This window comes from Pectobacterium sp. A5351 (assembly GCF_028335745.1).
Lineage (GTDB): Bacteria > Pseudomonadota > Gammaproteobacteria > Enterobacterales > Enterobacteriaceae > Pectobacterium.
Window position 1 is genome coordinate 1,911,487 of the sequence record NZ_CP116477.1, and the last position, 25,396, is coordinate 1,936,882.

The following is a 25,396-nucleotide window of genomic DNA, read 5'->3' on the forward strand; positions in this document are numbered from 1 at the left end:
GTTATCTGTATCGTGTCGCCGCGCTTAGCGGCGATAATCGAGGTAAGGGCCGTCTGCCACAGAGCGGCGTTCAATTAACGTCGGATGGACTTCAATGACGTGCGCATCTTCCCGCTTACTGGTAATGCGATCCAGCAACATCGCGAAGGCGGACTGCCCCAGACGCTCTTTCGGCTGATGAATGGTGGTCAGCGCCGGCGTAAAGAAACGCGCGTGGCGCACGTTGTCATAACCGATCACCGAAATATCCTGCGGCACGCGCAGACCCAGTTCGTCTGCCGCGCAGATGGCACCCATCGCCATGATATCGCCACCACAGAATACGGCCGTTGGTCGCTGTTTCTGCGCGAGAATCTGATGCATGGCTTTATAACCGGATTCCGGCTCGAAATCGCCCTGAACTACCCACTCTTCGCGTACGGTGATATCTGCTTCCTTCAACGCTTTTAAAAAGCCGAGGTAGCGCCCGCTGCCGGTGTTGCGTTCCTGAATACCGGGGATGGCACCGATATCCCGATGACCGCGTTCGATCAGGTAGCGGCCTGCCATATAGCCGCCTTCAAAGGCGTTATCGATAATCGTATCGGTAAAATCGCTGTGCATCTGTCCCCAGTCCATCACGACCATCGGGATGCTGCGATAATCTTCCAGCATCGCCAACAACTCAGGTGGATATTCGGCACACATCACCAGGAGACCGTCGACGCGTTTTTGCGCCAGCATGGAGAGATAAGCGCGCTGTTTACCGATGTCGTTATGCGAATTACACAGTACCAGCGTGTAGCCTTTGGCATAGCAGCTATTTTCGACGGCTTCGATGATCTCGGCGAAATAGGGAGCCTCGCTGGATGTGGCCAGCAAACCGATTGATTTAGTGTGATTAACTTTGAGGCTGCGGGCGACGGCGCTGGGCGAATAGTGCAATTCTTTGATTGCCGCCCTGACGGCTGCCTTAGTCTCTTCGGCGACGAAACGTGTTTTATTGATCACGTGCGATACGGTTGTGGTGGAAACACCAGCACGTTTTGCCACATCTTTAATCGTTGCCATCTAAAAATGACTCCTGAACTTACCTGTTACAGACGTAAGTATATTGTTAATCGTTTGCCTACGTTTAAAGTTCTTCTTCTAAGCTAAAAAACAGGATTTCAGAAGGAGAATGCCGAATGTTATACCGAAGGGATCTGGGTTGACGTTTTTCGACCGATACGCAGCGCTTTCATAAACAGCGGATTGTGTCCGATTTATCATGAAAGGGAAAGGGCTAATTTATACTATTAGTGATGCATTGGTCCGAGATTTTTCACTAAAATTATGAAAGAATCGTAATAACCCTATTGTTTGTGGTTTTAACCGCCTGAATGGGTTCGCTGTAAAGGGCAGTTTCCTCTTTCAGATAAAATTTGTTCGTTAATAAGGAGTGATTTATGGATACCGATCTGAAGATGTCTTTGCTGACAACGCTTGGCGCATTGGCGATGATCATTGTGTTCAGTTTTGTTGCGGTGCTGAACTAACCGAACGATGTCTCTGTGTGGTTTTCGGTATTCAGACACGTTTATATTGCATAAAACGTGTCTGAATCTGTTTCTCAACGAATGGTCTGCGGTGTTACCACGCGACGCGCGCCAACGTAGTGCTCCTGCCAATAATCTTCATTCAGCTTGCTGATACGAATATCTGAACCGGTACGAGGCGACTGGATAAATTTTCCTTCTCCCAGATAAACCCCGACGTGATCGGCTGCGCCGCGATTATTGATGCGGAAGAAGACCAGATCGCCACTTTCTAGTTCGCTCTTTTTAATCGGAGCGGCATCACGCAGGTGATACATTTCGTTAGCCGTGCGTGGAATCTGGATCTTAACGACATCTTTGTACGCGTAATAGACCAGTCCGCTACAGTCGAATCCGGTAAAGGGGGATGAGCCGCCCCAGTGGTAAGGCTTGCCTATCTGGCTCATCAACTTATTCATTGCTGTCGTTTTGGCATGCTGATAACGCTTTTTATGCGCCGCGCTCAGCGCCATGCCTTTTTCAGTAGGGGCCGGATTTTTCTCCGTTTTTCCCTTGATCGCCGTTTTCTTCAGCCCGCTTTTGACTCTGGCCTGTGCGGTTGTCTGTTTCTCTTCTTCAGGCTTTAGCTTTTTGAGATTTTTTTTCACTAGCGCGGGTGTGCTGCTTTGCGTCCGTGACGGCTTTTTTTCTGTCGGTTTGTTCGCGCTGCGGGGTTTGGTTTTCGTGTTAGCTACGCTGGGTTCTGGTTTTTTGCTTTTGATCGGTGTCGGTGATTTCGCATTACCTTTTGTTTGACGGCTTTTCTTATTGGTTTCTTCAACAGTGTTTTTCTTTGGCGCAGAATGCGGAGTATGCGGCGCAGCCTGAACGACGTTCAGGGACAGATTGCTGAAAAATAATATAAAAAGAGTAATAAATAAGCGCATAATAAAAGTGACCGAACATAATCCTTAACTCGCTCAATCCGCACAGTATTCCTGAAAACGGCGTCATAAAAAAGTGGGCATGACCGCTTTATTCATACAGAATAGTGAAAAAACGTTAATAGTTGTTTTTTCGATTGATTTATCAACGCTTTCTGGCGTCGATTTCATCAATGGCGAATAACTTGCCGGGAAAATACCCCTACAAAAAATGGCGTTTTTTTGTGGCTGGTGGCATCGGTACAATATCACTGAGTCAATGTCGCTGTCGTAGTATCTCTGACGGCGGCTCATGGCTAGCGTTTTGGACGTTAGCCATCCTATAGGTTTAAGGAAGCAAGAAGATGACGACACCGACAATTGAAAAAATTCAGCGCCAAATTGCTGAAAACCCGATTCTGCTGTACATGAAAGGCTCCCCGAAATTGCCAAGTTGCGGTTTTTCCGCACAAACGGTTCAGGCGTTGTCTGCATGTGGCGAGCGTTTTGCGTATGTTGATATTTTACAGAACCCGGATATCCGCGCTGAGCTGCCGAAATACGCGAACTGGCCGACGTTCCCACAACTGTGGGTTGATGGCGAGCTGATTGGTGGTTGTGATATCGTGGTTGAAATGTTCCAGCGTGGTGAATTGCAACCGCTGATCAAAGAAACGGCCGACAAATACAACGCGCAGCAGGCCGATCAAGAGTAATGCGTTCTTTTGACGTAATGACGATGTCACCTGTTGTTACGATGCGAGCGTAAATTCTTCCAGCGGGTGCCTTATGGCACCCGTTTCTTGTCTCAATTTTTCCGTTCTTCTTAATGTTCGGCTGACACGTCTTCCTGCGAATTTTCTTCCAGCGCAATCGGCCATCCGCCCAAACGCTTCCAGCGGTTAACCAGCTCACAGAATAGAAGTGCCGTTTGGTTGGTGTCATACAGTGCGGAGTGTGCCTGGCTGGAGTCAAATGCAATACCCGCAGTAATACAGGCTTTAGCAAGGACGGTTTGGCCTAACACCAGTCCGCTGAGTGCCGCAGTATCGAAGGTAGCGAAAGGGTGGAATGGGTTGCGTTTCAGGCTACAGCGTTCCGCTGCTGCCATCATGAAACTGTGATCGAATGTGGCATTATGCGCAACGATAATGGCACGGTTGCAGTTTTGCTCCTTGATCCCTTTGCGCACGACTTTGAAAATTTCATGCAACGCATCATATTCACTCACGGCACCGCGTAGCGGATTGGTGGGGTCAATGCCGTTAAACGCCAGCGCGGCGGGTTCCAGGATCGCACCTTCGAATGGTTCAATATGAAAATGTAGTGTTTCATCTGGCTGCAACCAACCGTCTTGATCCATTTTTAATGTTACCGCCGCAACTTCCAGCAAGGCATCAGTTTTCGCATTAAATCCGGCGGTTTCGACGTCAATCACAACCGGGTAAAACCCACGAAAACGACCGCTCAGGGCGTTCAGATCACTTTTATCAGCCATTTGTCTCTTAATTGTTAGCAAAACGCAGCGCGTATTATGGCAAATTTTGGCTGGGGATGCAGCATGTCCGTTGTCTTACAAAGGCGGAGGTAGTAGAAGAGGAGAGAACAGGTGCTGATACAGCACCTGTAGAATGTAGGATATTAGTGGCCAATGCCGTTACCCGCGTGGGCGTTTTCGATCAATTCGATTTTATAGCCGTCAGGATCGTCAATGAACGCGATGACGGTTGTGCCGCCTTTGACCGGGCCAGCTTCACGCGTGACATTGCCACCTGCTTTGCGGATACGTTCACAAGTTGCGGCAACATCGTTAACGCCCAACGCGATATGACCATAGGCATTGCCCAGATCATAGCTGTCGACGCCCCAGTTGTAGGTCAGTTCGATAACCGCACCTTCGCTCTCTTCGGTATAACCAACGAAAGCCAGCGTGTATTTGTATTCGGTATTCTCACTGGTACGCAGTACGCGCATGCCCAGAACCTGAGTATAAAAATCGATAGAACGTTGTAAATCGCCAACACGCAGCATGGTGTGAAGTAAACGCATAGTGTCCTCATTAAAAGTACAACAAAAGGGAAGTATAGCGCCGTGACGCTGTCGAGTCCAAACTGTTAGGATTATGCTAAAAATGCGGCACGATGGTGGGGTTTGTGTTAAAACGTACTGTAAATAGCGCGTTGGGTCACTTTGAGACATGCCTGATGTTTAAAAAAAATCGTCAGTTATTACAACGGTTATCTAATTATTTTCATTGTGGCTGTCCGTTTGGGCTTGCCAGCGGTAAAGAACAGGGCTTCAATAAATAGAGTTGTAGCAGGAGGTGTTGTGCCAGAGCAACTTGAACTCTTTGTTGTCCCTAATCCATGCCGTGGTATTTGTCAGGCGGATGACTGCGGGTATTGTCACGGTTGCTTTCGCAGCCGTAATGAGCGCTTTAATTGGGGCCAAATGAGTGATGCGCAGAAACAGGATGTGCTGCGTTTGTGTCGACAGAGAATGAAACGCTCACAGCGTTCAGAGAAAACCGATACGCCAGCAGAGTCTCGTCAGCCATCGTTGTTTTAAGGCAGCTTGCCTTAGATGATCTATTTACGTGCAATTTTTTTAAGCAACGCAGGAGCGTTTGATTGAATAAAATAAGCCTGAGATCATTTTTAAAAGATTTTTATTTGATAGAATCCATTTCACGATGGTTCTATTTTTACAACAATAAAGACGTTTCTTATTTTATAAATCAGAGTTGATTGCAATCCAGGGATATAACTTAGCGTGATAACAATAAGGAGAGGTGATGGAATTGCCATTAGGATCTGATTTAGCCCGTCTGGTGCGCGTATGGCGTGCGCTAGTTGATCATCGGTTAAAACCACTTGAACTGACCCAGACGCACTGGGTTACGCTGCATAACATATACCATTTACCCCCTGGCCAATCGCAGATTCAACTGGCCAAAGCGATAGGCATTGAGCAACCCTCATTAGTCAGAACACTGGATCAGCTTGAGGAGAAAGGATTAATCACTCGCCACGTTTGTGCGCACGATCGTCGGGCAAAGCGTATTATGCTGACCGAATCAGCAGAGCCGATCATACAGGCAGTCAATGGCGTAATTAGCCATACACGTAATGAAGTATTATTTGGAATTACGCCGGAGCAGGTCGATGAATTAGCGCTGTTGGTTGCGCGCCTTGAGAAAAATATATTGGCATTACATGAAAATCAAGCGTAGCTAAATTTGGGTTACGCAGAGGGAGAATTAAATCCCGGTAATATTGCCGATATCTGTTATTGGTCATTCATTCTGGGAGTTGATTATTCGTTGTGACGATCGCCGCAGTTGGCGGCGATCGTCACACAGCATTATCGTGGAGAAACGGTGATACTGCGGCCATTGCTGGCCATAGCAACACGTTGACCCGCGCTGAATTTCGTATCGCCTTGTTTCTGTACCACCATAATGGTACTGCCGTCATCACGGCGAATTTCCAGTTCTACGCCCTGTGTACGGTTCAGTGCACTTGTTGCGCTTTGACCCGCTACTCCGCCTGCTACTGCACCGGCTGCTGTCGCCAGACTACGACCAGTACCGCCGCCGACCGTGTTGCCCAGGAAACCACCCAGTACGGCACCGCCCAGCGCACCGATCACGTTAGAATCTTCCCCCGCCTGAATCTGAACCGGGCGCGTAGAAACAATCGTACCGTAGGTCACGGTCTGCACCTGTTTAGCTTCGGATGCACTGTAAACATCACCTGAAAGCGTACTGGTATTAGCACAACCAACCAGCGTGATACCGGCAAGGGTAACCACAAGTAAACGCTTCATCATAATACAAACTCCTTAATAGCGAATATGTCGGGCTGGCTCAGCCGCGGCCGACGCAGTGTTATACCAATAAATTATGGTCTGGCTCAGTGTAGCATGCCACTCTTTTTACTCTTTTTTTCAGAATATAATAGTGCGCTTAAATTGCGTATAAACAGAGGAGTAAATAGCACGAGAAGTGGCTTTTTTTGTAGCAAATATTATCAAAAACCTTCATTTGGTTAAAACCTGGTCCGTGTGGCAAAAACGCAAAAAATTTAATAATTCAGCGTGTTAACGTGCTACTTTTATTCTCGACATAACGGTTATTAGCGGTGTTCTCTTTTTATCCCATAGGACAAAGGCTACATAATGAGATCAGGCAGATATATTGGCGTAATGTCCGGCACCAGCCTGGATGGTGTGGATGTTGTGCTCGCCGCGATTGACGAACATACGGTTGCTCAGCAGGCCAGCTACTGCCACCCGATACCGCAGGACATCAAAATGGCCATCCTGGGGATGTGCCAGGGGCAGGCGGTAACGCTGTCGGCGCTGGGAAAGTTGGATACGCGTCTGGGTATCTTGTTTGCCGACGCTGTACTGGCGCTGCTTAAAGAGACGGAATTGGGGGCTCAGGATATTACGGCGATTGGTTGCCACGGGCAGACGGTCTGGCATGAGCCCACAGGCGACGCGCCCTGCACGTTGCAGATCGGCGATAATAATCGCATAGCCGCATTGACGGGCATTACGACCGTAGGGGATTTTCGCCGCCGTGATGTGGCTTATGGCGGGCAAGGCGCACCGCTGGTGCCATCGTTCCATCATGCGTTGCTGTTACATCCTGTCGAACGGCGTATCGTGCTCAATGTTGGGGGTATCGCCAACCTGTCGCTGTTGGTACCGGGGGCGCCCGTACGCGGTTACGATACGGGGCCTGGAAATATGTTGCTGGATGCCTGGATATGGCGGCACTGCGCACAACCGTACGATAAAGATGCTGTGTGGGCGATGAGCGGGCAGGCTAACCCGCTATTGCTTCGTCGGATGTTGACCGATCCTTATTTTGCGTTACGGGCGCCCAAAAGCACCGGACGTGAGTATTTCAACCTGAGCTGGTTGGAAAGAATGCTGGCTGGGCTGCCGCCGATGGCACCGCAGGATGTTCAGGCAACGCTGGCTGAATTAACCGCGATGAGCATCGCCGAACAGGTGCTGCTGGTTGGTGGATGCGAGCGTTTACTGGTTTGTGGCGGTGGGGCGCGTAATCCACTCATCATGGCGCGTCTCTCGGCGCTGCTGCCGGGCATTGAAGTCAGCACGACGGATGAATGTGGCGTGAGCGGTGATGATATGGAAGCGTTGGCATTTGCCTGGTTGGCATCACGCACGCTGTCGGGACTGCCGGGCAATCTGCCGTCCGTAACGGGAGCAAGTCAGGAAACCGTGTTAGGCGCGATTTATCCGGCCAACGCGGATTAATCAGATTTTGCCGAGAGGTTCAGGTTTATCCTCTTGTTAAACTTCAAAGAGCGGCAGCGTCAGTTGCCGCCATTGACAAGAATGACAGGAGAAAAGAATGAAACGATTGCTGACGGGGACAGCGCTGATTCTGCTGAGCGGATGCAGCTATTTTGGCCATAAACAAACGGTGGAAACGCTGCATTATCAATGCGGCACGATGCCGCTGACGGTGACGCTACAGCAGGGCGGCGAAGCGCCTTCGCAGGTGAGTTTCCTGTTGGACGGCGAACGTCTGACTCTCCCTCAGGTGGTATCCGCTTCTGGCGTTCGATACAGCAATGACACCTACACATTCTGGAGCAAAGGCGATCGCGCATTTATCCAACGTGGTGAACGGGTTATCGTAGACGACTGCGTGTTGGCACCGCTGTAACTGTATCGCCCGTTCGCGGTGCGACTGCTGATTGCGATTTTTCGGGTACGGGAGCAAAATGGGATTTTCGCCCGCTTCTGGCCCGACATTGCGACAGCAGGACATTATGACTCAGGAACGTTTCCGCTCTGATAGTACTCCTCTTCAACCCGCCGATATCGCCGACATCCGCCGTGAATACACGCGTGGCGGGCTTCGCCGTAGCGATCTTCCCGCTAACCCGCTGGATTTATTCGAACGCTGGCTGAAGCAGGCCTGCGACGCGAAGCTGGCCGATCCTACCGCAATGTCCGTCGCGACCGTGGATGAGCATGGGCAGCCTTATCAGCGTATCGTTCTGCTGAAACACTATGATGAGAAAGGCATGGTGTTTTATACCAATATGGGCAGCCGCAAAGCTCATCATCTGGAAAACAATCCACGCATTAGCCTGTTGTTCCCTTGGCATATCCTGGAGCGACAGGTGATGGTGCTGGGGCGGGTGGAGAAACTCCCCACGCTTGACGTGCTGAAATATTTCCACAGCCGCCCGAAAGACAGCCAGATTGGCGCGTGGGTATCTAAGCAGTCCAGCCGGATTTCAGCGCGCGGCGTGCTGGAAAGCAAATTTTTGGAATTGAAGCAAAAATTCCAGAATGGCGAGGTGCCTTTACCGAGCTTCTGGGGGGGCTTCCGCGTCGTGATCGATTCTGTGGAGTTTTGGCAGGGCGGTGAGCACCGCTTGCACGATCGATTTTTCTATCAGCGACAGGGAGAAGGCTGGCAGATTGATCGTTTAGCGCCTTAATCGAGAAATATCCGTGTTAAACGCTGGCGCTCCTATCATCAGCACTTTATTCTATGAAGTTTCGCGTTGACTAGACATTGCGCAGCAATAGGGCGCTTATAGCGTGTTGCGTAAGGTAATGCGACAGCGAAATCATCATGCGGCAGCAGGCAGGTATGCTGCGCATTTCTCACGGCGTTGTGCGTATCCCAAAAAGGGAACGTAACGGCCTGTTTTTTATAAAAATGGAGTTATCGATGGCGAGTAGTAACCTGATTAAACAATTGCAAGAGCGGGGCTTGATTGCCCAGGTGACGGATGAGGGTGCGTTAGCAGAGCGGCTGGCGCAAGGGCCAATTGCACTGTATTGCGGCTTCGATCCCACCGCTGACAGCTTGCATTTGGGGCATCTGGTGCCGCTGCTCTGCCTGAAACGCTTTCAGTTGGCCGGGCACAAACCGGTGGCACTGGTAGGCGGCGCCACGGGGCTGATCGGTGACCCCAGCTTTAAAGCCACAGAGCGCAAGCTGAACACGGCTGACACCGTAGGGGAATGGGTAGAGAAAATCCGTCGTCAGGTGTCTCCATTCCTGGATTTCGACTGCGGCAAAAACAGCGCCATTGCGGCCAATAACTACGATTGGTTCGGCAGTATGAACGTGCTGGATTTCCTGCGTGATATCGGCAAACATTTCTCCGTTAATCAGATGATTAACAAAGAAGCCGTTAAACAGCGCTTAAACCGTGATGACGTTGGTATTTCTTTCACCGAGTTTTCTTACAACCTGCTGCAGGGCTATGACTTTGCCTCGCTGAACAAACAGCATGACGTTGAACTGCAAATCGGTGGTTCTGACCAGTGGGGCAACATCACCTCCGGTATTGATTTGACGCGCCGTATGAACCAAAAACAGGTTTACGGTTTGACTGTGCCGCTGATCACCAAATCTGATGGGACGAAATTCGGTAAAACGGAAGGCGGCGCGATCTGGCTTGATGCCAGCAAGACCAGCCCTTACAAATTCTACCAGTTCTGGATCAACACGGCGGATGCCGATGTGTACCGCTTCCTGAAATTCTTCACGTTCATGAGTCTTGAAGACATCGATGCGCTGGAAGAAGAAGATAAAAATAGCGGTAAGGCTCCGCGCGCGCAGTACGTGTTGGCGGAAGAAGTGACCCGTATGGTGCATGGCGAAGCGGGTCTGGAAGCGGCTCGTCGTATTACACAAAGCCTGTTCTCTGGCGCATTGCAGGATATGACGCAGGACGATTTTGCCCAACTGGCTCAGGATGGTATGCCGATTATCGAACTGGAAAACGGCGCTGATTTGCAACAGGCGTTGGTGAGTGCCGAGTTGGTACCGTCCCGCGGTCAGGCCCGTACGATGATCTCCTCGAATGCGGTAACGATTAATGGCGAAAAACAGGCCGATCCTGAATACACCTTTAATGCTTCCGATCGTCTGTTTGATCGTTACACTTTGCTGCGTCGTGGTAAAAAGCACTACTGCTTGATCTGCTGGAAAGCATAAGCATTACCAATAAGGGAGCGTTAGCTCCCTTTCTTCTTGTAAGTTGAGGCGCGCAGGCGCTGGCAAGGATTTGAGTTGTATCTAATGAAAAATATACTTTCCATCCAATCCCATGTCGTTTTTGGTCATGCTGGTAACAGCGCGGCAGAGTTTCCAATGCGCCGTATGGGCGCAAACGTTTGGCCGTTGAATACGGTGCAATTCTCGAACCATACCCAATACGGCCACTGGACGGGGTGTGTAATGCCTGCGAGTCACCTGACCGAAGTGGTGCAGGGGATTGCGAATATAGACAAGCTGAAAACCTGTAATGCCGTGCTGAGTGGTTATATCGGTTCGGCGGAACAAGGGGAACATATCCTGGGGATTGTCCGTCAGGTAAAAGCCGCCAATCCTGATGCGCTATATTTCTGCGATCCGGTGATGGGGACGCCAGAGAAAGGCTGCATCGTCGCGCCCGGCGTATCTGGGTTTCACTGTCAGCAGTCGCTGCTTGCGGCCGATATTATTGCGCCGAATCTGCCTGAACTGGAACTGCTCGGTGGCCGCACTGTACATAACGTGGCGGAGGCCGTGGAAACCGCGCGCGCGCTGTGTGAAAAAGGGCCAAAAATTGTTCTGGTCAAACACCTTAGCCGAGCGGCTGCGCGTGAAGACAGCTTCGAAATGCTGCTGGTCACGCCGACGGATGCCTGGCATATCAGCCGTCCGTTGGTGGAATTTGAACGTCAGCCTGTCGGCGTGGGCGATTTAACCAGTGGCTTGCTACTGGTTAACTTGCTGAAGGGCGTGGCGTTGGATAAAGCGCTGGAGCACACCACGGCGGCTGTCTATGAAGTCATGCTGGTGACGAAAGAGATGAATGAATATGAGCTGCAACTGGTCGCTGCTCAGGATGGGATTGCTAATCCGCGTCATCATTTCCAGGCGATTCGCCTGTCGTAAAATGTATAACGCCCCGTGTGTCGGGGCGTTATTGCATGCTATTTTTCAACCTTTCAACCTTTCAACCTTTCAACCTTTCAACCTTAAGCGCGGTCACGACCGAAGGGCGTTCGGCAATATGGTCGAGGTAAGCCGCCAGCGCAGGGTAGCGGAACATATCCAGTTTTAGCGACTGTGCCCAGCGCATCACGGTAAACAGATACGCATCGGCGATACTAAAACGGTTAGCGACCAGATAGTTTTGTTCACTTAACACCAGATTGATATAACGGAATTTGACCTGCAAATATTCCATCAGCAGCTCTTTATAGGTTTCCGGTGTGCCAGGACGGAAGAGCGGCGTAAACGTTTTGTGGAGCTCTGCAGAAATGTAATTCAGCCATTCGAGGGTATGGTAGCGAGCCATGCTGCCGGTAGGGGCGATAAGGTTACAATGTGGAACCAGGTCGGCAATGTACTCGGCGATCGCGACACCTTCAGTCAGGATAGAACCATCATCCAGTTCTAGCGCTGGCACCATTCCTTTCGGGTTGATGAACGTATAGTCGGTTCCACGCTCTGTCTTTTTCGTGCGCAGGTTGACTTTCTCCAGCTTGAATTCCAGTTTGGATTCGATCAAAACGATGTGTGTAAATAGAGAACTGCTTTCAGCTTTATAAAACAGTTTCATGGAAACCCCTTCCTATTATTATTTTTCCATCAACACATGCGCTGATGATTGTTGAATAGCTACATGTCGTTTTTTTACAACAAAATGTAACGGGAGAGTGTGAGGCTTCTTGCAAAATACCCCTTATGTCTGATTTTTGTCCGAAACTCAGGTGAGTTTGACGGGCAACGTCAAATTTTCATACGTCATTCCGGGGAAAAAGGGGCAGCGGCTATCCGGTGCCAGAATGTGACATTGTCACACTCAGCCATTCCTTTATTGATTTTTATTTCCTCTTTCCTCTTTCCTCTTTCCTCTTTTCAATCGCTAACGACTATCGCTGCGTTTATATCGTATTGTTGCAAAAACGTTATTTTTTGTTTGTGTTATCTTTAAATAAGACCGCAGGCTCAGGCTGGTTATTGATTAATCGCCCGATGCAGAATAATGAGTATGCCCTAAATAATTCGAGTTTCAGGACAAACGTCAACGTTTGAACAACGCAAAGCGTTGGCCCGCCAGGGCGAGGCCCACGATGGGCCGAGTATTGGAACGCAGCCAACGCACATGCAACTTGAAGTATGACGGGTATAGCAAGTTAATTTGGGAGGAAGCATGCCATCACACCTTCGCGACACTTGTCTGGACACACTGACGGTACAGAAGCAGATTTACCATTACTACAGCCTGCCGAAGGCGGCGAAAACGCTTGGGAACATCGATAAGTTACCGAAGTCGCTCAAAGTGCTGTTGGAGAATTTGTTGCGTCATCAGGACGGCGATACGGTAGAGCAGGCCGACTTTCAGGCGGTCGTGGACTGGCTGAAGACAGGCCACGTTGACCGGGAAATTGCCTATCGTCCCGCACGTGTATTAATGCAGGATTTTACCGGCGTGCCTGCCGTGGTCGATCTGGCGGCAATGCGAGCGGCGGTGAAACGGCTGGGCGGCGATGTGAATAAGGTGAACCCGCTGTCGCCGGTCGATCTGGTTATCGACCACTCGGTGACGGTGGACCACTTCGGCGATCGTCAGGCGCTCACGGATAACACGCAGCTCGAAATGGCGCGTAACCGTGAGCGTTATGAGTTTTTGCGCTGGGGACAAAATGCCTTTAGCTACTTTAGCGTCGTGCCGCCGGGAACCGGGATTTGCCATCAGGTGAATCTGGAGTATCTCGCCAAGGCCATCTGGTACGAAAAGCAGGGCGACAAGCAGTTTGCTTATCCTGATACGCTGGTAGGAACCGATTCGCATACCACGATGATTAACGGTTTAGGCGTGCTCGGCTGGGGCGTCGGCGGGATAGAGGCAGAGGCAGCGATGCTGGGGCAGCCTGTTTCGATGCTGATCCCTGATGTGGTCGGCGTCAAGCTAAGCGGCAAGATGCGGGAAGGGATCACGGCAACCGATCTGGTACTGACGGTCACGCAGATGCTGCGTAAACACGGCGTGGTCGGTAAGTTTGTGGAATTTTACGGTGATGGATTGGATTCGCTGCCGTTGGCGGATCGCGCGACCATCGCCAACATGGCACCGGAGTATGGTGCGACCTGTGGCTTCTTCCCTATCGACCAAATCACGCTGGATTACATGCGTTTGACCAACCGTGCGGAAGAACAGATTGCGCTGGTGGAGGCTTACAGTAAGCAGCAAGGGCTGTGGCGCAATCCCGGGGATGAACCGGTATTTACCAGCCAGCTCGCGCTGGATTTGGCGGCGGTGGAAACCAGTCTGGCAGGGCCGAAGCGCCCGCAGGATCGTGTGCCGTTAGCGGGCGTGCCGGAAGCTTTCAAAGCCAGTCGGGAGCTGGACGTCAGCACGGCGAAGAATCGTTCTGACTATGAAGAGTTCACGTTGGAAGGCGAAACGCACCGTTTACAGCAGGGGGCCGTCGTGATTGCAGCGATTACTTCCTGCACCAATACCTCTAACCCGAGCGTGCTGATGACGGCCGGACTACTGGCAAAAAATGCCGTAGAGCGCGGTCTGAAAACCAAGCCGTGGGTTAAGACCTCGCTGGCTCCGGGCTCGCGAGTTGTAACGGATTACTATGCTAAAGCGGGGTTGACGCCGTTCCTCGACGAACTGGGGTTCAATCTGGTGGGCTACGGCTGTACCACCTGTATCGGTAACTCCGGCCCGCTGCCGGATGCGATTGAAGCGGCGATAAAAGAAGGCGATCTGACTGTCGGCGCAGTGCTGTCAGGCAACCGCAACTTTGAAGGTCGTATTCATCCGCTGGTGAAGACGAACTGGCTGGCGTCACCACCGCTGGTGGTCGCGTATGCGCTGGCGGGGAATATGAACGTCGATCTGACGCAAGAACCGCTGGGTGAAGATCGTGACGGGAAAGCCGTCTATCTGAAAGATATCTGGCCGTCGACTAACGCGGTGGCGGATGCAGTATTGAACGTCAGCGCGGGCATGTTCCACAAACAGTATGCCGCTGTGTTTGAGGGTACGCAAGAGTGGCAAGATATCGAGGTCGACAACAATCCCACCTATCAATGGCCGGAAGAATCGACCTATATTCGCCAGACGCCTTTCTTCCTGGATATGGGGAAAGAGCCCGAGCCAGTTCAGGATATCCACAATGCGCGCATTCTGGCGATGTTGGGCGATTCAGTGACAACGGACCATATCTCACCAGCAGGCAACATCAAGCGCGATAGCCCGGCAGGGAAATATTTGCTGGAGCGCGACGTCGAAACCGCGGAATTTAACTCTTACGGTTCACGGCGTGGTAACCACGAAGTGATGATGCGCGGGACGTTTGCCAACATTCGTATCCGTAATGAAATGGTGCCAGGTAAAGAGGGCGGCTATACCCGCCATATCCCGTCGCAGAATGAGATGACGATTTATGACGCGGCGATGCGTTACAAGGGCGAAAATGTCCCGCTGGCGCTGTTTGCCGGGAAAGAGTACGGTTCGGGTTCCAGCCGCGACTGGGCCGCGAAAGGTCCGCGTTTACTGGGGGTTCGCGTGGTGATTGCCGAATCGTTCGAACGTATTCACCGTTCTAACCTGATTGGGATGGGGATTCTGCCGCTGGAGTTTCCCGAAGGCGTGACGCGTAAGACGTTGAAGCTCACTGGGGACGAGCAGATTTCCATTTCGGGATTAAATCAACTGACGCCGGGGGTGACGGTTGAGGTCAACATCACTGATGCCAGCGGTAACACGCAGACAATCAGCACCCGCTGTCGCATCGACACCCGCAACGAACTGACCTACTACCAGAACGACGGTATCCTGCACTACGTTATCCGCAATATGCTGTAATTTTATATCCGACCACCGAGGGCAGGAAATCTGCTTTCGGTGGAAGGAGATAGGAGCCCTAACGCACCAGCGCACGTTTTCCCACATTAAATACTCGAATCCTCAGGTGAATTGTGGTTAGGTGGTAGTGACGCTAACTACATGGGGAATAAGTAAAAATTATTGCCCGTCCATGCCCCGGATCTGCGTAAATTCCGCTTGAAGAATGACGGGGATATAACAGGAGGTTATATGAATCAATTGATCAAAAAACGTTTCACACACTCGTTGCTGCTTCTCACGCTGTGTACCGCAGGGGCGATGACATCGCACAGGTCGGTAATTTTGTCAGCAGCGGACCCTACACGCTGAGCGAGTGGGTCGTTAACGAACGTATTGTCGGCAAGCGTAATAGCCAGTATTGGGATAACGCGCATACCGTGATTAACAAAGTGACGTACCTGCCGATCAGTTCGCAGGCAGCTGAGTTAAACCGCTATAAATCCGGCGAGATTGACATTACGGGGCTTTTATCACCGATTCAGTTTGCATCATTGAAAAAAGAATACCCGCAGGAAGTGAAGGTGGCACCGCAGATCGGTACCTACTTCTATCGCTTCAATACGAAAACGGCACCTTTTGACGATCCCCGTGTTCGTCGCGCTCTGGATCTCAGCTTAGATAAAGATATCATCGCAAATAATGTGTTGGGTATGGGGCAGACGCCAGCTTACAGTTTGATTCCTAAAAATATCGGGGGGTTCCAGCGTAAGGATCCTGAATGGACAAGTTGGACACAGCAGCAGCGCAACGAGGAAGCGAAAAAACTGTTGAAAGAGGCTGGATTTGATGAAAAACATCCGCTGAAATTCAACCTGCTTTACAACACCTCTGAATCGCATTTGCGTGTGGCGATCGCCGCGAGTTCAATGTGGAAGAAGAATCTTGGATCAGAAGTGACGTTGCAAAACCAGGAATGGAAAACCATGCTGGATACCGTACGTACAGGGAATTTTGAAGTGGTCAGACAATCCTGGACGGGGGATTACAATGAGGCCAGTACGTTCCTGAATACGCTGGAAACTAACGACAGCAACAACAACGGTAAATTCAGTAATACGGAATATGATGCGTTGTTGAAAAAAGCGCTGACGGTCAAGGATAAGCTGGATAAAGAGGCTATTTATCAACAGGCTTCGGATATTTTAGATAAAAATATTCCATTATTGCCTATCTATTATTACGTTCAACCTCAGATGGTGAAAACATACATTGGTGGTTTTTCGCCCAATGTGCGCGGCGATTATTACACGCAAGATATGTACATCCTCAAACATTGATCTAAATACTACAGCCGGTAAAAACCGGCTGTAGTCATTGGCAGAAACGATTCTGACGCGAGACGGGATCGCTATTTTACATCCAACATGTGTCCCATTTTGGCAGCCTTGGTTGCCAGATAGTTTTCATTCTTCGGATTGCGCCCGACGATTAATGGCACACGTTCGACGATATTGATGCCTGCTTCGTTGAGTATTTTCACTTTCTGCGGATTATTGGTCAGCAGACGAACCTCATCAACACCCAGCAGTTTGAACATATCAGCGCACAGCGTGAAATCGCGCTCATCGGCGGCGAACCCAAGCTGATGATTCGCTTCCACCGTGTCGGCACCCAGATCCTGCAACGCATAGGCGCGGATTTTATTGAGCAGCCCGATATTACGACCTTCCTGACGATGGTATAACAGCACGCCGCGTCCTTCTTCGGCGATGTGGCCCAGTGCAGATTCAAGCTGGAAACCACAGTCACAGCGCAAGCTAAATAACGCATCCCCTGTCAGACACTCGGAATGCACGCGGGCAAGTACGGGAACTGAACCGGAAATATCACCATAAACCAGAGCGAGGTGATCGTGACCCGTGGCGACCTCTTCAAAACCCACCATCAGAAAATCGCCCCACGGGGTGGGTAATTTGGCTTCTGCCACCCGTTTTAGCTGCATACTCTTCTCCAAAAGCTGTATCTAAAAAAACTGCTGAGGCGAATCCTACTGCGACCCATCGCGCTTGACCAGCAAAAAAGCCTGTCTAAGAACGTCACAAAAATTGAAGTAGAACATGACCAGACAGCCATCTGGTTTCAGATTCGTTGACAGAACTGAGCGCTATTTTACGCCATACTGACAGTTCGCGCCGGATTTTCTGATAGAATTGTGAAAATTTTGTTGCAAGTATCATACTGAATTATGGGAAGAAATTATGTACGAAATTGCCAAACGAACCACCATTGGTGCCGCACTATTATTGATTATGCCAATGACTATCTGGATGAGCGGTTGGCAGTGGCAGCCTGAGTATGACGGTCTCTGGTTACGCGTACTCTTCTGGATTACAGAAACGGTGACGTCGCCGTGGGGGATTCTGACCAGCATCGTGCTAAGCATCTGGTTTCTCTGGTGCTTGCGTTTTCGTCTGAAACCTGCGCTCGGCCTGCTGGTCATCATGGCGATTACAGTGCTGATTGGTCAGGGCATCAAGTCGGTGATTAAAGAATGGGTGCAGGAATCTCGGCCTTATGTCGTCTGGCTGGAGAAGAATCATCAGGTGGATGACAGTTATTTTTATTCGCTGCCGCGTAAAGAACGTTCCGAACTGGTGAAAATGCAGTTAGAGGATCAGGCGCAGATTCCACAGTGGTTGCGTAGCCACTGGCAGTTTGAAACCGGTTTTGCTTTCCCGTCCGGGCATACCATGTTTGCTGCGACCTGGGCACTGCTGGGCGTTGGGTTGCTGTGGGCGCGTCGGCATTATAAAACCGTGGCGATCCTGATGCTTTGGGCCAGCAGCGTTATGGGTAGCCGTCTGGTGCTTGGCATGCACTGGCCGCAGGATCTGGTGGTAGCGACGCTAATTAGCTGGCTGCTGGTGGTGGCCGCCAGTTGGCTGGCACAGCGATGGTGTGGCCCGCTATCGCTCCAGTATGAAGAGATCAAAGAACAGGCGGAGGAGGATGCCGCCGAAAATAAATCCTCGTAGCCTTTTTATCGCGAGTTATTTCCAGTAACTCGCGCCTTGATGGTTGTAGAACCAAAAACGAAGGGACTCAGAGCGTGATGAAAAGACCGTTTCAAACGTTCTCGCCCTGCACCAAGGTAAGCAAGGTTGATGCGTTCCAGTCGATTGCCTTAGGAGCTAAACGCCTTACCCCAGATTAGATTTATCCCGCATGAACGTTGTCGGTTTTTCTGGTATCCGCGGGACAGGGTTGAATTACGCTGATTTCGACCACACGTTCTTTAACACCGCTCGTGATGGCGCGTGACACAAAACACTGTGACAAATGAAGTGAGGCGGCAATCAGCTTGTTTCATCCCTCCGCTATAATAGAGCGTAGCGATCTTGACCAATAATCGCTGTTCGTCCTGCGTTGATATGATTTTTCCCCTTACTGGCATGTTACTGCCATTTTTATTCAGCACAGAATAAATAACAGGCACAGACGGCCGTGGAGCGGGGACTTGTTTTTAGTTTAGTACAGAGAGATGTGTGGTGATAAGTGCGGCGACAAAAAATCGAGCTGATTCCATGATTTCCCTGTCCGAGCCGGACAGGGAAATTTAGTGGGGTTTGTCGCCAAAATTTGGCATAATTCATCCGGTTAATGGATATCACAGGAAGGACAATGTGAAATATTTGCTGATTTTTTTACTCGTGCTGGCGATATTCATCATTTCTGTCACACTGGGTGCGCACAACGATCAGGTTGTGACATTTAACTACCTGCTGGCACAGGGAGATTATCGCATCTCCACACTGCTTGCCACGCTGTTTGCCTTGGGCTTTCTCCTTGGTTGGGTTATCTGTGGTCTGTTTTATCTGCGTCAACGCATTGCGCTTGGCCGTGCACAACGTAAAATCAAGCGTCTGGAACAACAGCTTTCTACCTCCACCGAGGAGAACGTGGCGCCAGTCCAGACGGCCACCCACTAAGGAATTCTCTCTATGCTAGAACTGCTGTTTCTGTTGCTGCCCGTGGCCGCCGCGTACGGTTGGTACATGGGGCGCAGAAGTGCGCAGCAGGACAAAGAGCAGGAGTCCAACCGCCTGTCCCGTGAGTATGTCACAGGGGTTAATTTCCTGTTGTCCAATCAGCAGGATAAGGCGGTAGAGCTGTTCCTCGACATGCTCAAGGATGACAGCAATACCTTTGAAGCTCACCTCACGCTCGGTAACCTGTTTCGCTCGCGCGGCGAAGTCGATCGTGCGATTCGTATCCATCAGTCGCTGACCGAAAGCGCATCCTTAACCTTTGAACAACGCCTGCTGGCGGTGCAACAGTTGGGCCGTGATTACATGGCCGCCGGGTTGTTCGACCGTGCTGAAGAAAGCTTCAACCAACTCGTGGATGAAGAAGATTTTCGGCGTAGCGCCTTGCAACAGCTATTACAGATCTACCAGGCGACCAGCGACTGGCAGACGGCGATTGAGGTTGCCGAGAAGTTGGTCAAAATGGGAAAAGATCAGCTCCGTGTCGATATCGCCCATTTTTACTGCGAGCTAGCGCTGTTGGCGATGGGCAGTGACGATCTGGATAAAGCGTTAACGCTCCTGAAAAAAGGCGCCGCGGCAGACAACCAGTGCGCCCGCGCATCTATCATGATGGGGCGCATTTACATGGCACAGCAGGATTATTCACGTGCTGTGGAATCGCTGCGACAGGTTCTCGATCAGGATAAAGAGCTGGTTAGTGAAACGTTGCCGATGCTACAGGAGTGCTATCAGCATTTAGATAAACCTCTGGAATGGTCTATTTTCCTCCGACGCTGCGTGGAGGAAAATACCGGTGCGACGGCGGAATTGATGTTGGCCGACATTCTTGAAAGAGAAGAGGGAGCGGAGGTTGCACAGGCGTATATTAATCGGCAGCTTCAACGCCACCCTACGATGCGTGTGTTCCATCGCCTGATGGATTTTCACCTGCATGAAGCGGAAGACGGACGAACAAAAGAAAATCTTCAGGGATTGCGCGACATGGTGGGCGAACAGATTCGCACCAAGCCCCGCTACAGTTGTCGCAAATGTGGCTTCACGTCACAATCGCTCTATTGGCAATGTCCTTCCTGCCGTACCTGGGCCAGCGTGAAACCGATCCGCGGGCTCGACGGCCAGTAAGGTCTCACTCGGTATCTCACGGATGTTCTTTAACGTGTTTTAGTTACAACATACTAATGACTGTGTGTGATTTCCGTTACAGCCAGCCTCTTTAACGGCATTGGTCTACAGGCGGCTGGGATTTCAGGGACGGGGCATGTAGAATGCGGCGGGAATTTTGGCTTCGCAAGAGACTGGGTGACGAATGAAAAACGAGAATCTACAGCAAAAGAATCAAACGGTATCATCCCCGATTGTAGTCGCGCTGGACTATGCCAGTCAGCAGGCGGCGCTGTCGTTTGTTGACCGTATCGATCCGCAGGATTGCCGTTTGAAGGTAGGTAAAGAGATGTTTACCTTATTCGGCCCACAGTTCGTACAGACGTTACAACAGCGTGGCTTCGATGTGTTTCTCGATCTGAAATTCCACGATATCCCGAACACCGTCGCTCACGCCGTTGCGGCAGCGGCCGATCTTGGCGTGTGGATGGTGAATGTCCACGCCAGCGGGGGTTCGCGCATGATGGCGGCGGCAAAAGAGGCGCTGGTGCCGTTTGGTAAAGAGGCCCCGCTGCTGATTGCCGTGACCGTATTAACCAGCATGGACGAAGACGATCTGCGCGGGCTGGGCGTTACCGTCAGTCCAGCGGAGCAGGCGGAAAGACTAGCGGTGTTAACCCATAACAGCGGGCTGGATGGCGTGGTGTGTTCCGCGCATGAAGCACAGCGGTTGAAGCAGGTATGTGGTCAAGCATTTAAGCTGGTGACACCGGGTATTCGTCCGGCAGGCAGCGACATTGGCGACCAGCGTCGCATCATGACGCCGGTTCAGGCACAGCAGGCAGGTGTCGATTACATGGTAATTGGACGTCCGATCACCCAATCGGCAGATCCCGCACAGACGCTGCATGAAATTCGTACTTCACTGTTAAACGGGGCGGCTTCATGAGCATGCGTCGTGACGAGAATAGCCAACTGGTTTACTCCACGGAAACCGGGCGTATTAAGCCGGAAGAAGAAAAGGTCGTTCGGCCAAAAGGTGATGGCATCGTGCGTATCCAGCGTCAGACGAGCGGACGTAAAGGGAAGGGCGTATGCCTGATCAATGGTCTCGACCTAGATGATGCAGAGCTGGATAAGCTGGCGGCTGAGTTGAAGAAAAAATGCGGCTGTGGCGGTTCAGTGAAAGACGGCGTGATCGAAATCCAGGGAGATAAACGCGAACTGCTAAAACAGCTTCTGGAAGCGAAAGGCATGAACGTTAAGCTGGCTGGTGGCTAAAGCATACCAGAGATAGATAAGAGCAGCAGATTTACTCCCGTGAACCCGCTGCTCATGAATTCGTTAGTCGACCTGACGGCCAATCAGCCCGCCGATGGCTGCACCGCCCAGCGTTCCTAATGTACCGCCATCTGTTAAGATAGCGCCGCCTACCGCACCAGCACCGGCACCAATCGCGGTGTTACGGTCACGTTTAGACATATTTGAGCAGCCTGCTAGCGTAACGGCAAGCGTAATCGCCAGAGCGGCTGTCGCAAAACGTTTGTTTAATTTCATCTTTTTCCCCTTCTGCTCTTGGCCTCACGTTTCTTGTGAGGAAATATCGAAAAATGTGTTTTTACGGCATTAAATAAAGAAACCGAGCCTTTTACCGCGTGATGACAAGTATAATCATCGGAAAAAACTGCAACAGGTAAAAACTCTTAATTCCCCTGCGTTATGTTAACAATAGCAATAATTGATAAGTTTGGCTGTTTTTTGCGCAATTCTGTGGTGTGTCTCTTTCTGTTTCCCATAGCAGAACACCGCTAGGTCTTTAGCGATTTAGCCCATAGCGACGCGCTCGTCAGGCCGCGAAAATGGTGTCATCTCGCCGATGGGAGGCCGACATGTTAGAAACGCTAAAAAAACAGGTGTTGGAAGCCAACTTAGCTTTGCCGCAGCACAATCTGGTGACGTTTACCTGGGGAAATGTCAGCGCGGTGGATCGGCAGCATGGCCTGATGGTGATCAAACCTTCCGGCGTGGAATATTCAGCCATGACGCTGGAAGATATGGTTGTCGTTGAGCTGGAAAGCGGCAAGGTGGTCGAGGGCACGAAGAAGCCGTCGTCAGATACCGATACCCACCGTGTACTGTATCTGGCGTTTGCCGATATTGGCGGTATTGTGCATACCCATTCTCGCCATGCCACGATCTGGGCGCAGGCTGGTAAAGATATCCCCGCCTGGGGAACGACGCACGCAGACTACTTTTATGGCCCGATTCCCTGCACGCGTCTGATGACGGATGAGGAAATCAACGGTCGTTACGAGTGGGAAACCGGGCAAGTGATCGTCGAAACGTTCTGCCAGCGTGGCATTTCACCGGTAGATGTTCCTGCCGTATTGGTTAATTCGCACGGCCCCTTTGCGTGGGGGAAAGATGCAGACAACGCAGTACACAACGCCGTTGTTCTGGAAGAACTTGCCTACATGGGGATTTTCTCGCGCCAGCTAACGCCTCAGTTGGGTGAGATGCAGCAAACGCTGTTGGATAAACACTATTTACGCAAGCACGGTAAGAACGCGTATTACGGACAATAAACCGCTGCGGTTCCTTTCACTTTCTGTTTAATACATAGCGCCGCAAATGCGGCGCTATCGTTATTGATTGGCCTGCTGTCCTCGTTGCTGAATGGCACGCCATAAAAAATCCCTCCATGAAGGATAATGCCAATCGTTTAAGAATCGAGATACCGGGGGCTACTACGGTGCGAGGCATCCCTGCGGGAACCTCATCACCGTGTTTCCCCCTAAATCCACGCTTAAGTGAACAGTATTATCCATGAAGGAGGGGGTGAAGAAGACGTGACGACGATTTAAGGCTGAGCGCCGTCTCGTAATACTATCGGCGTCTCTTTTGCCGTTGGCACATCGCTGTTCAGCGCCCGGCGAATGACGAAGAACGCGGAAACCAGCATCGTTACCGCCACCAGCATGAAGAACCCGCACAGCGCGGCATTGATTTGGTTACTAAAGACGATGGTTTCCATGTCTTTAATCGATTTGGCCGGTGCAATCAGCGTGTTTTGCTCAATACCCGCCGCGAAGCGTTTCGCCTGTGCCAGAAAACCGATGCTGGGTTTTTCATGGAAGATTTTTTGCCAGCCCGCCGTCATCGACGTAATAAACAGCCAGACGGTAGGGACAATAGTCACCCACGCATAGCGCTGTTTCTTCATCTTAAACAGCACCACGGTACCGAGAATTAACGCCATCGAGGCCAGCATCTGGTTACCGATACCGAACAGCGGCCAGAGCGTATTGATCCCGCCCAGTGGATCGATGACACCCTGATACACGAAGAACCCCCATCCGGAAACGGCGACGGTCGTACCGGCCAGGTTCCCCAGCCAGGAGTGGCTGTTGGCCAGTCTGGGAATCGCAATACCGACCAGATCCTGCACCATGAAGCGACAGGCGCGCGTCCCGGCGTCAACCGCGGTCAGAATGAACAGGGCTTCAAACAGAATCGCGAAGTGATACCAGAATGCCATCATCGCCCGGCTGTTAAAGATCTCGGTGATGATGTAGGCCATGCCCACCGCGAAGGTTGGCGCCCCGCCGGCGCGGGAAAGAATGGAGGCTTCACCCACGTCATTGGCAATCGCGCTCAATTCCTGCGGGGTAATTACAAATCCCCAGCTATTGATGGCTTGCGAGGCGCTCTCCACCGTGGTTCCGATCAGCGCGGCAGGTGAGTTCATGGCGAAGTAGATGCCCGGTTCAATAACCGAGGCACAAATCAGCGCCATGATCGCGACGAAAGATTCCATCAGCATTGCACCATAGCCGATGAAGCGGATGTGGCTTTCACGTTCAACCAGTTTCGGCGTGGTGCCGCTGGAAACCAAAGCGTGGAAGCCGGAAATCGCGCCACAGGCGATGGTAATAAACAGGAAGGGGAACAGCGTACCGGAGAAGACCGGACCGGTGCCGTCAATAAAGCGGGAAACCGCCGGCATTTTCATTTCCGGCATCGCGAACACGATACCGAAGGCCAGACCGATAATGACCCCGATCTTCAGGAAGGTGGAGAGATAATCACGCGGTGCCAGCAGCAGCCAGACGGGCAGCACAGAGGCGACAAAGCCGTAAATCACCAGAATCCAGGTCAGCGACGTGCCTTTCAACGTGAAGAATGGCCCCCAGTAAGGGTGTGCGGCGATGTTACCGCCATACACAATCGCCAGCATCATCAGTACAAAACCGATGATAGACACTTCCGCGATTTTACCCGGACGTAAAAAGCGCATGTAAACGCCCATAAAGAGCGCGATAGGGATAGTGGCGGCGATGGTGAACAGGCCCCATGGACTTTCCGCCAGCGCCTTAACGACGACCAGCGCCAGCGCCGAGAGAATGATGATCATCACGCCTAACGCACCGAGCATGGTGATGATACCCGCGAACGCCCCGAGTTCCTGTTTCGCCATCTCGCCCAAAGAACGACCATCGCGGCGGGTGGAGATAAATAGCACCAGGAAATCCTGCACGGCCCCTGCCAGCATAACGCCGACCAAAATCCAGATTGTTCCGGGGAGGAAGCCCATCTGCGCGGCGAGGATTGGCCCGACCAGCGGCCCGGCTCCGGCGATGGCAGCGAAGTGGTGGCCGAACAGTACCCATTTATTGGTGGGAACGTAATCCAGACCGTCGTTATGACGCTCCGCCGGTGTCAGGCGGCGATCGTCGAGCTCAAAGACTTTTTTGGCGATAAACAGGCTGTAAAATCGATAGGCAATGCTGTAACACGATACAGCCGCGACAACTAGCCACACGGCATTGACGTGTTCACCGCGGCTCAGTGCCAGTGTGGCGAATGCAAAGGCGCCCGCCAGGCCGACTAGCAGCCAGATCACAATGCTCTTTACGTTACTCATAACAACGGCTCCTTCGTTATTCAGAAAGGGG

The 25,396-nt window shown here is 51.4% G+C and carries 25 protein-coding genes and 2 pseudogenes; 17 read left to right on the forward strand and 10 right to left on the reverse strand.

Annotation, left to right across the window (positions count from 1 at the left end; translation table 11 throughout):
• Positions 1-24: 24 nt before the first annotated feature.
• Complete coding sequence (gene purR, locus O1Q74_RS09105; protein WP_225084921.1) at positions 25-1,050, reverse strand: HTH-type transcriptional repressor PurR; 1,026 nt, start codon at positions 1,048-1,050, stop codon at positions 25-27.
• A gap of 377 nt (positions 1,051-1,427) precedes the next feature.
• Between purR and cydH the strand changes: the two genes are divergently transcribed.
• The gene (gene cydH / locus O1Q74_RS09110; protein WP_271878074.1) at positions 1,428-1,517 is read left to right on the forward strand and encodes a cytochrome bd-I oxidase subunit CydH; all 90 of its coding nucleotides are present in this window, start codon (positions 1,428-1,430) and stop codon (positions 1,515-1,517) included.
• 74 nt (positions 1,518-1,591) lie between these two features.
• On the opposite strand, the gene O1Q74_RS09115 is transcribed toward cydH, so the two are convergent.
• On the reverse strand, positions 1,592-2,443 hold the full coding sequence (locus O1Q74_RS09115) for a C40 family peptidase (protein WP_271878077.1): 852 nt from the start codon (positions 2,441-2,443) through the stop codon (positions 1,592-1,594).
• Between the two features lie 341 nt (positions 2,444-2,784).
• On the opposite strand from O1Q74_RS09115, the gene O1Q74_RS09120 reads away from it, so the two are divergent.
• Positions 2,785-3,135 (forward strand): Grx4 family monothiol glutaredoxin, encoded by a 351-nt coding sequence (locus tag O1Q74_RS09120; protein ID WP_271878080.1) that lies wholly within the window; start codon positions 2,785-2,787, stop codon positions 3,133-3,135.
• Positions 3,136-3,245: 110 nt separating this feature from the next.
• Here the strand turns inward: O1Q74_RS09120 and rnt are convergent, their stop codons facing one another.
• A complete protein-coding gene (rnt, locus tag O1Q74_RS09125; protein WP_271878083.1) occupies positions 3,246-3,917 on the reverse strand; it encodes a ribonuclease T in 672 nt (223 codons plus the stop codon).
• A gap of 143 nt (positions 3,918-4,060) precedes the next feature.
• Positions 4,061-4,468 (reverse strand): lactoylglutathione lyase, encoded by a 408-nt coding sequence (gene gloA / locus O1Q74_RS09130; RefSeq protein WP_271878086.1) that lies wholly within the window; start codon positions 4,466-4,468, stop codon positions 4,061-4,063.
• A 279-nt stretch (positions 4,469-4,747) separates the two neighbouring features.
• Here gloA and O1Q74_RS09135 point away from each other — a divergent pair, with 279 nt between their 5' ends.
• Both O1Q74_RS09135 and slyA read left to right on the forward strand, forming a co-directional pair.
• A complete protein-coding gene (locus tag O1Q74_RS09135) occupies positions 4,748-4,987 on the forward strand; it encodes a DUF1289 domain-containing protein (RefSeq protein ID WP_271878089.1) in 240 nt (79 codons plus the stop codon).
• Between the two features lie 226 nt (positions 4,988-5,213).
• A complete protein-coding gene (gene slyA / locus O1Q74_RS09140) occupies positions 5,214-5,651 on the forward strand; it encodes a transcriptional regulator SlyA (RefSeq protein ID WP_015840595.1) in 438 nt (145 codons plus the stop codon).
• Between the two features lie 131 nt (positions 5,652-5,782).
• Here slyA and O1Q74_RS09145 read toward each other — a convergent pair whose 3' ends face one another.
• Positions 5,783-6,250 carry a glycine zipper 2TM domain-containing protein gene (locus O1Q74_RS09145; protein WP_271878093.1) on the reverse strand — a complete coding sequence of 156 codons (468 nt, stop codon included), beginning with the start codon at positions 6,248-6,250 and terminating at the stop codon, positions 5,783-5,785.
• A gap of 348 nt (positions 6,251-6,598) precedes the next feature.
• Between O1Q74_RS09145 and anmK the strand changes: the two genes are divergently transcribed.
• The 5 genes from anmK (at position 6,599) to pdxY (ending at position 11,372) form a co-directional block, all read left to right on the forward strand.
• Positions 6,599-7,711, forward strand: a complete 1,113-nt coding sequence (gene anmK / locus O1Q74_RS09150; RefSeq protein WP_271878096.1) for an anhydro-N-acetylmuramic acid kinase — start codon at positions 6,599-6,601, stop codon at positions 7,709-7,711.
• A gap of 97 nt (positions 7,712-7,808) precedes the next feature.
• Positions 7,809-8,126 (forward strand): MliC family protein, encoded by a 318-nt coding sequence (locus O1Q74_RS09155; protein ID WP_271878099.1) that lies wholly within the window; start codon positions 7,809-7,811, stop codon positions 8,124-8,126.
• A gap of 106 nt (positions 8,127-8,232) precedes the next feature.
• The gene (pdxH, locus tag O1Q74_RS09160; RefSeq protein WP_271878858.1) at positions 8,233-8,913 is read left to right on the forward strand and encodes a pyridoxamine 5'-phosphate oxidase; all 681 of its coding nucleotides are present in this window, start codon (positions 8,233-8,235) and stop codon (positions 8,911-8,913) included.
• A gap of 236 nt (positions 8,914-9,149) precedes the next feature.
• Positions 9,150-10,427 carry a tyrosine--tRNA ligase gene (gene tyrS / locus O1Q74_RS09165; RefSeq protein ID WP_271878101.1) on the forward strand — a complete coding sequence of 426 codons (1,278 nt, stop codon included), beginning with the start codon at positions 9,150-9,152 and terminating at the stop codon, positions 10,425-10,427.
• Positions 10,428-10,511: 84 nt separating this feature from the next.
• Positions 10,512-11,372: a pyridoxal kinase PdxY gene (gene pdxY / locus O1Q74_RS09170; protein ID WP_271878104.1), complete on the forward strand. Its 861-nt coding sequence runs from the start codon at positions 10,512-10,514 to the stop codon at positions 11,370-11,372.
• Positions 11,373-11,433: 61 nt separating this feature from the next.
• Here pdxY and gstA read toward each other — a convergent pair whose 3' ends face one another.
• Positions 11,434-12,042, reverse strand: a complete 609-nt coding sequence (gene gstA / locus O1Q74_RS09175; RefSeq protein WP_039525649.1) for a glutathione transferase GstA — start codon at positions 12,040-12,042, stop codon at positions 11,434-11,436.
• Positions 12,043-12,636: 594 nt separating this feature from the next.
• Between gstA and acnA the strand changes: the two genes are divergently transcribed.
• Together acnA and O1Q74_RS09185 are read left to right on the forward strand one after the other, a co-directional pair.
• Positions 12,637-15,309 carry an aconitate hydratase AcnA gene (gene acnA, locus O1Q74_RS09180; protein WP_271878109.1) on the forward strand — a complete coding sequence of 891 codons (2,673 nt, stop codon included), beginning with the start codon at positions 12,637-12,639 and terminating at the stop codon, positions 15,307-15,309.
• Between the two features lie 305 nt (positions 15,310-15,614).
• Positions 15,615-16,628: pseudogene (locus O1Q74_RS09185) on the forward strand (ABC transporter substrate-binding protein); the annotation flags it as partial.
• A gap of 71 nt (positions 16,629-16,699) precedes the next feature.
• Here O1Q74_RS09185 and ribA read toward each other — a convergent pair.
• On the reverse strand, positions 16,700-17,293 hold the full coding sequence (ribA, locus tag O1Q74_RS09190) for a GTP cyclohydrolase II (protein ID WP_271878112.1): 594 nt from the start codon (positions 17,291-17,293) through the stop codon (positions 16,700-16,702).
• 256 nt (positions 17,294-17,549) lie between these two features.
• Between ribA and pgpB the strand changes: the two genes are divergently transcribed.
• Positions 17,550-18,326 (forward strand): phosphatidylglycerophosphatase B, encoded by a 777-nt coding sequence (pgpB, locus tag O1Q74_RS09195; protein WP_271878114.1) that lies wholly within the window; start codon positions 17,550-17,552, stop codon positions 18,324-18,326.
• A 226-nt stretch (positions 18,327-18,552) separates the two neighbouring features.
• On the opposite strand, the pseudogene O1Q74_RS09200 reads toward pgpB, so the two are convergent.
• Positions 18,553-18,724 (reverse strand): annotated as a pseudogene (locus O1Q74_RS09200) (sugar-binding transcriptional regulator); the annotation flags it as partial.
• Between the two features lie 250 nt (positions 18,725-18,974).
• Here O1Q74_RS09200 and O1Q74_RS09205 point away from each other — a divergent pair.
• From O1Q74_RS09205 to yciH, 4 genes are all read left to right on the forward strand, one after another.
• Positions 18,975-19,280, forward strand: a complete 306-nt coding sequence (locus O1Q74_RS09205; RefSeq protein ID WP_271878116.1) for a LapA family protein — start codon at positions 18,975-18,977, stop codon at positions 19,278-19,280.
• 12 nt (positions 19,281-19,292) lie between these two features.
• Positions 19,293-20,462: a lipopolysaccharide assembly protein LapB gene (gene lapB / locus O1Q74_RS09210; RefSeq protein ID WP_271878118.1), complete on the forward strand. Its 1,170-nt coding sequence runs from the start codon at positions 19,293-19,295 to the stop codon at positions 20,460-20,462.
• Between the two features lie 184 nt (positions 20,463-20,646).
• Positions 20,647-21,390, forward strand: coding sequence for an orotidine-5'-phosphate decarboxylase (gene pyrF / locus O1Q74_RS09215; RefSeq protein ID WP_271878121.1), 744 nt, complete (start codon positions 20,647-20,649; stop codon positions 21,388-21,390).
• Entirely contained in the window at positions 21,387-21,722 is a 336-nt protein-coding gene (yciH, locus tag O1Q74_RS09220; protein WP_271878124.1) for a stress response translation initiation inhibitor YciH, read from the forward strand. Before pyrF ends, yciH begins: the two co-directional genes overlap by 4 nt.
• 63 nt (positions 21,723-21,785) lie before the next feature.
• Here yciH and osmB read toward each other — a convergent pair whose 3' ends face one another.
• Positions 21,786-21,998, reverse strand: a complete 213-nt coding sequence (gene osmB / locus O1Q74_RS09225) for an osmotically-inducible lipoprotein OsmB (RefSeq protein ID WP_039359270.1) — start codon at positions 21,996-21,998, stop codon at positions 21,786-21,788.
• Positions 21,999-22,330: 332 nt separating this feature from the next.
• Between osmB and araD the strand changes: the two genes are divergently transcribed.
• Positions 22,331-23,026, forward strand: coding sequence for an L-ribulose-5-phosphate 4-epimerase (araD, locus tag O1Q74_RS09230; RefSeq protein WP_271878127.1), 696 nt, complete (start codon positions 22,331-22,333; stop codon positions 23,024-23,026).
• Positions 23,027-23,301: 275 nt separating this feature from the next.
• Here the strand turns inward: araD and O1Q74_RS09235 are convergent, their stop codons facing one another.
• The gene (locus O1Q74_RS09235) at positions 23,302-25,365 is read right to left on the reverse strand and encodes a carbon starvation CstA family protein (RefSeq protein ID WP_271878131.1); all 2,064 of its coding nucleotides are present in this window, start codon (positions 25,363-25,365) and stop codon (positions 23,302-23,304) included.
• Between the last annotated feature and the right edge of the window lie 31 nt (positions 25,366-25,396).

Excerpts from the sequence above, each read along its gene's own strand:
- purR (WP_225084921.1), bottom strand. The coding sequence starts at position 1,050 with ATGGCAACGATTAAAGATGTGGCAAAACGTGCTGGTGTTTCCACCACA.
- cydH (WP_271878074.1), top strand. The coding sequence starts at position 1,428 with ATGGATACCGATCTGAAGATGTCTTTGCTGACAACGCTTGGCGCATTG.
- O1Q74_RS09115 (WP_271878077.1), bottom strand. The coding sequence starts at position 2,443 with ATGCGCTTATTTATTACTCTTTTTATATTATTTTTCAGCAATCTGTCC.
- O1Q74_RS09120 (WP_271878080.1), top strand. The coding sequence starts at position 2,785 with ATGACGACACCGACAATTGAAAAAATTCAGCGCCAAATTGCTGAAAAC.
- rnt (WP_271878083.1), bottom strand. The coding sequence starts at position 3,917 with ATGGCTGATAAAAGTGATCTGAACGCCCTGAGCGGTCGTTTTCGTGGG.
- gloA (WP_271878086.1), bottom strand. The coding sequence starts at position 4,468 with ATGCGTTTACTTCACACCATGCTGCGTGTTGGCGATTTACAACGTTCT.
- slyA (WP_015840595.1), top strand. The coding sequence starts at position 5,214 with ATGGAATTGCCATTAGGATCTGATTTAGCCCGTCTGGTGCGCGTATGG.
- O1Q74_RS09145 (WP_271878093.1), bottom strand. The coding sequence starts at position 6,250 with ATGATGAAGCGTTTACTTGTGGTTACCCTTGCCGGTATCACGCTGGTT.
- anmK (WP_271878096.1), top strand. The coding sequence starts at position 6,599 with ATGAGATCAGGCAGATATATTGGCGTAATGTCCGGCACCAGCCTGGAT.
- O1Q74_RS09155 (WP_271878099.1), top strand. The coding sequence starts at position 7,809 with ATGAAACGATTGCTGACGGGGACAGCGCTGATTCTGCTGAGCGGATGC.
- pdxH (WP_271878858.1), top strand. The coding sequence starts at position 8,233 with ATGACTCAGGAACGTTTCCGCTCTGATAGTACTCCTCTTCAACCCGCC.
- tyrS (WP_271878101.1), top strand. The coding sequence starts at position 9,150 with ATGGCGAGTAGTAACCTGATTAAACAATTGCAAGAGCGGGGCTTGATT.
- pdxY (WP_271878104.1), top strand. The coding sequence starts at position 10,512 with ATGAAAAATATACTTTCCATCCAATCCCATGTCGTTTTTGGTCATGCT.
- gstA (WP_039525649.1), bottom strand. The coding sequence starts at position 12,042 with ATGAAACTGTTTTATAAAGCTGAAAGCAGTTCTCTATTTACACACATC.
- acnA (WP_271878109.1), top strand. The coding sequence starts at position 12,637 with ATGCCATCACACCTTCGCGACACTTGTCTGGACACACTGACGGTACAG.
- ribA (WP_271878112.1), bottom strand. The coding sequence starts at position 17,293 with ATGCAGCTAAAACGGGTGGCAGAAGCCAAATTACCCACCCCGTGGGGC.
- pgpB (WP_271878114.1), top strand. The coding sequence starts at position 17,550 with ATGTACGAAATTGCCAAACGAACCACCATTGGTGCCGCACTATTATTG.
- lapB (WP_271878118.1), top strand. The coding sequence starts at position 19,293 with ATGCTAGAACTGCTGTTTCTGTTGCTGCCCGTGGCCGCCGCGTACGGT.
- pyrF (WP_271878121.1), top strand. The coding sequence starts at position 20,647 with ATGAAAAACGAGAATCTACAGCAAAAGAATCAAACGGTATCATCCCCG.
- yciH (WP_271878124.1), top strand. The coding sequence starts at position 21,387 with ATGAGCATGCGTCGTGACGAGAATAGCCAACTGGTTTACTCCACGGAA.
- osmB (WP_039359270.1), bottom strand. The coding sequence starts at position 21,998 with ATGAAATTAAACAAACGTTTTGCGACAGCCGCTCTGGCGATTACGCTT.
- araD (WP_271878127.1), top strand. The coding sequence starts at position 22,331 with ATGTTAGAAACGCTAAAAAAACAGGTGTTGGAAGCCAACTTAGCTTTG.
- O1Q74_RS09235 (WP_271878131.1), bottom strand. The coding sequence starts at position 25,365 with ATGAGTAACGTAAAGAGCATTGTGATCTGGCTGCTAGTCGGCCTGGCG.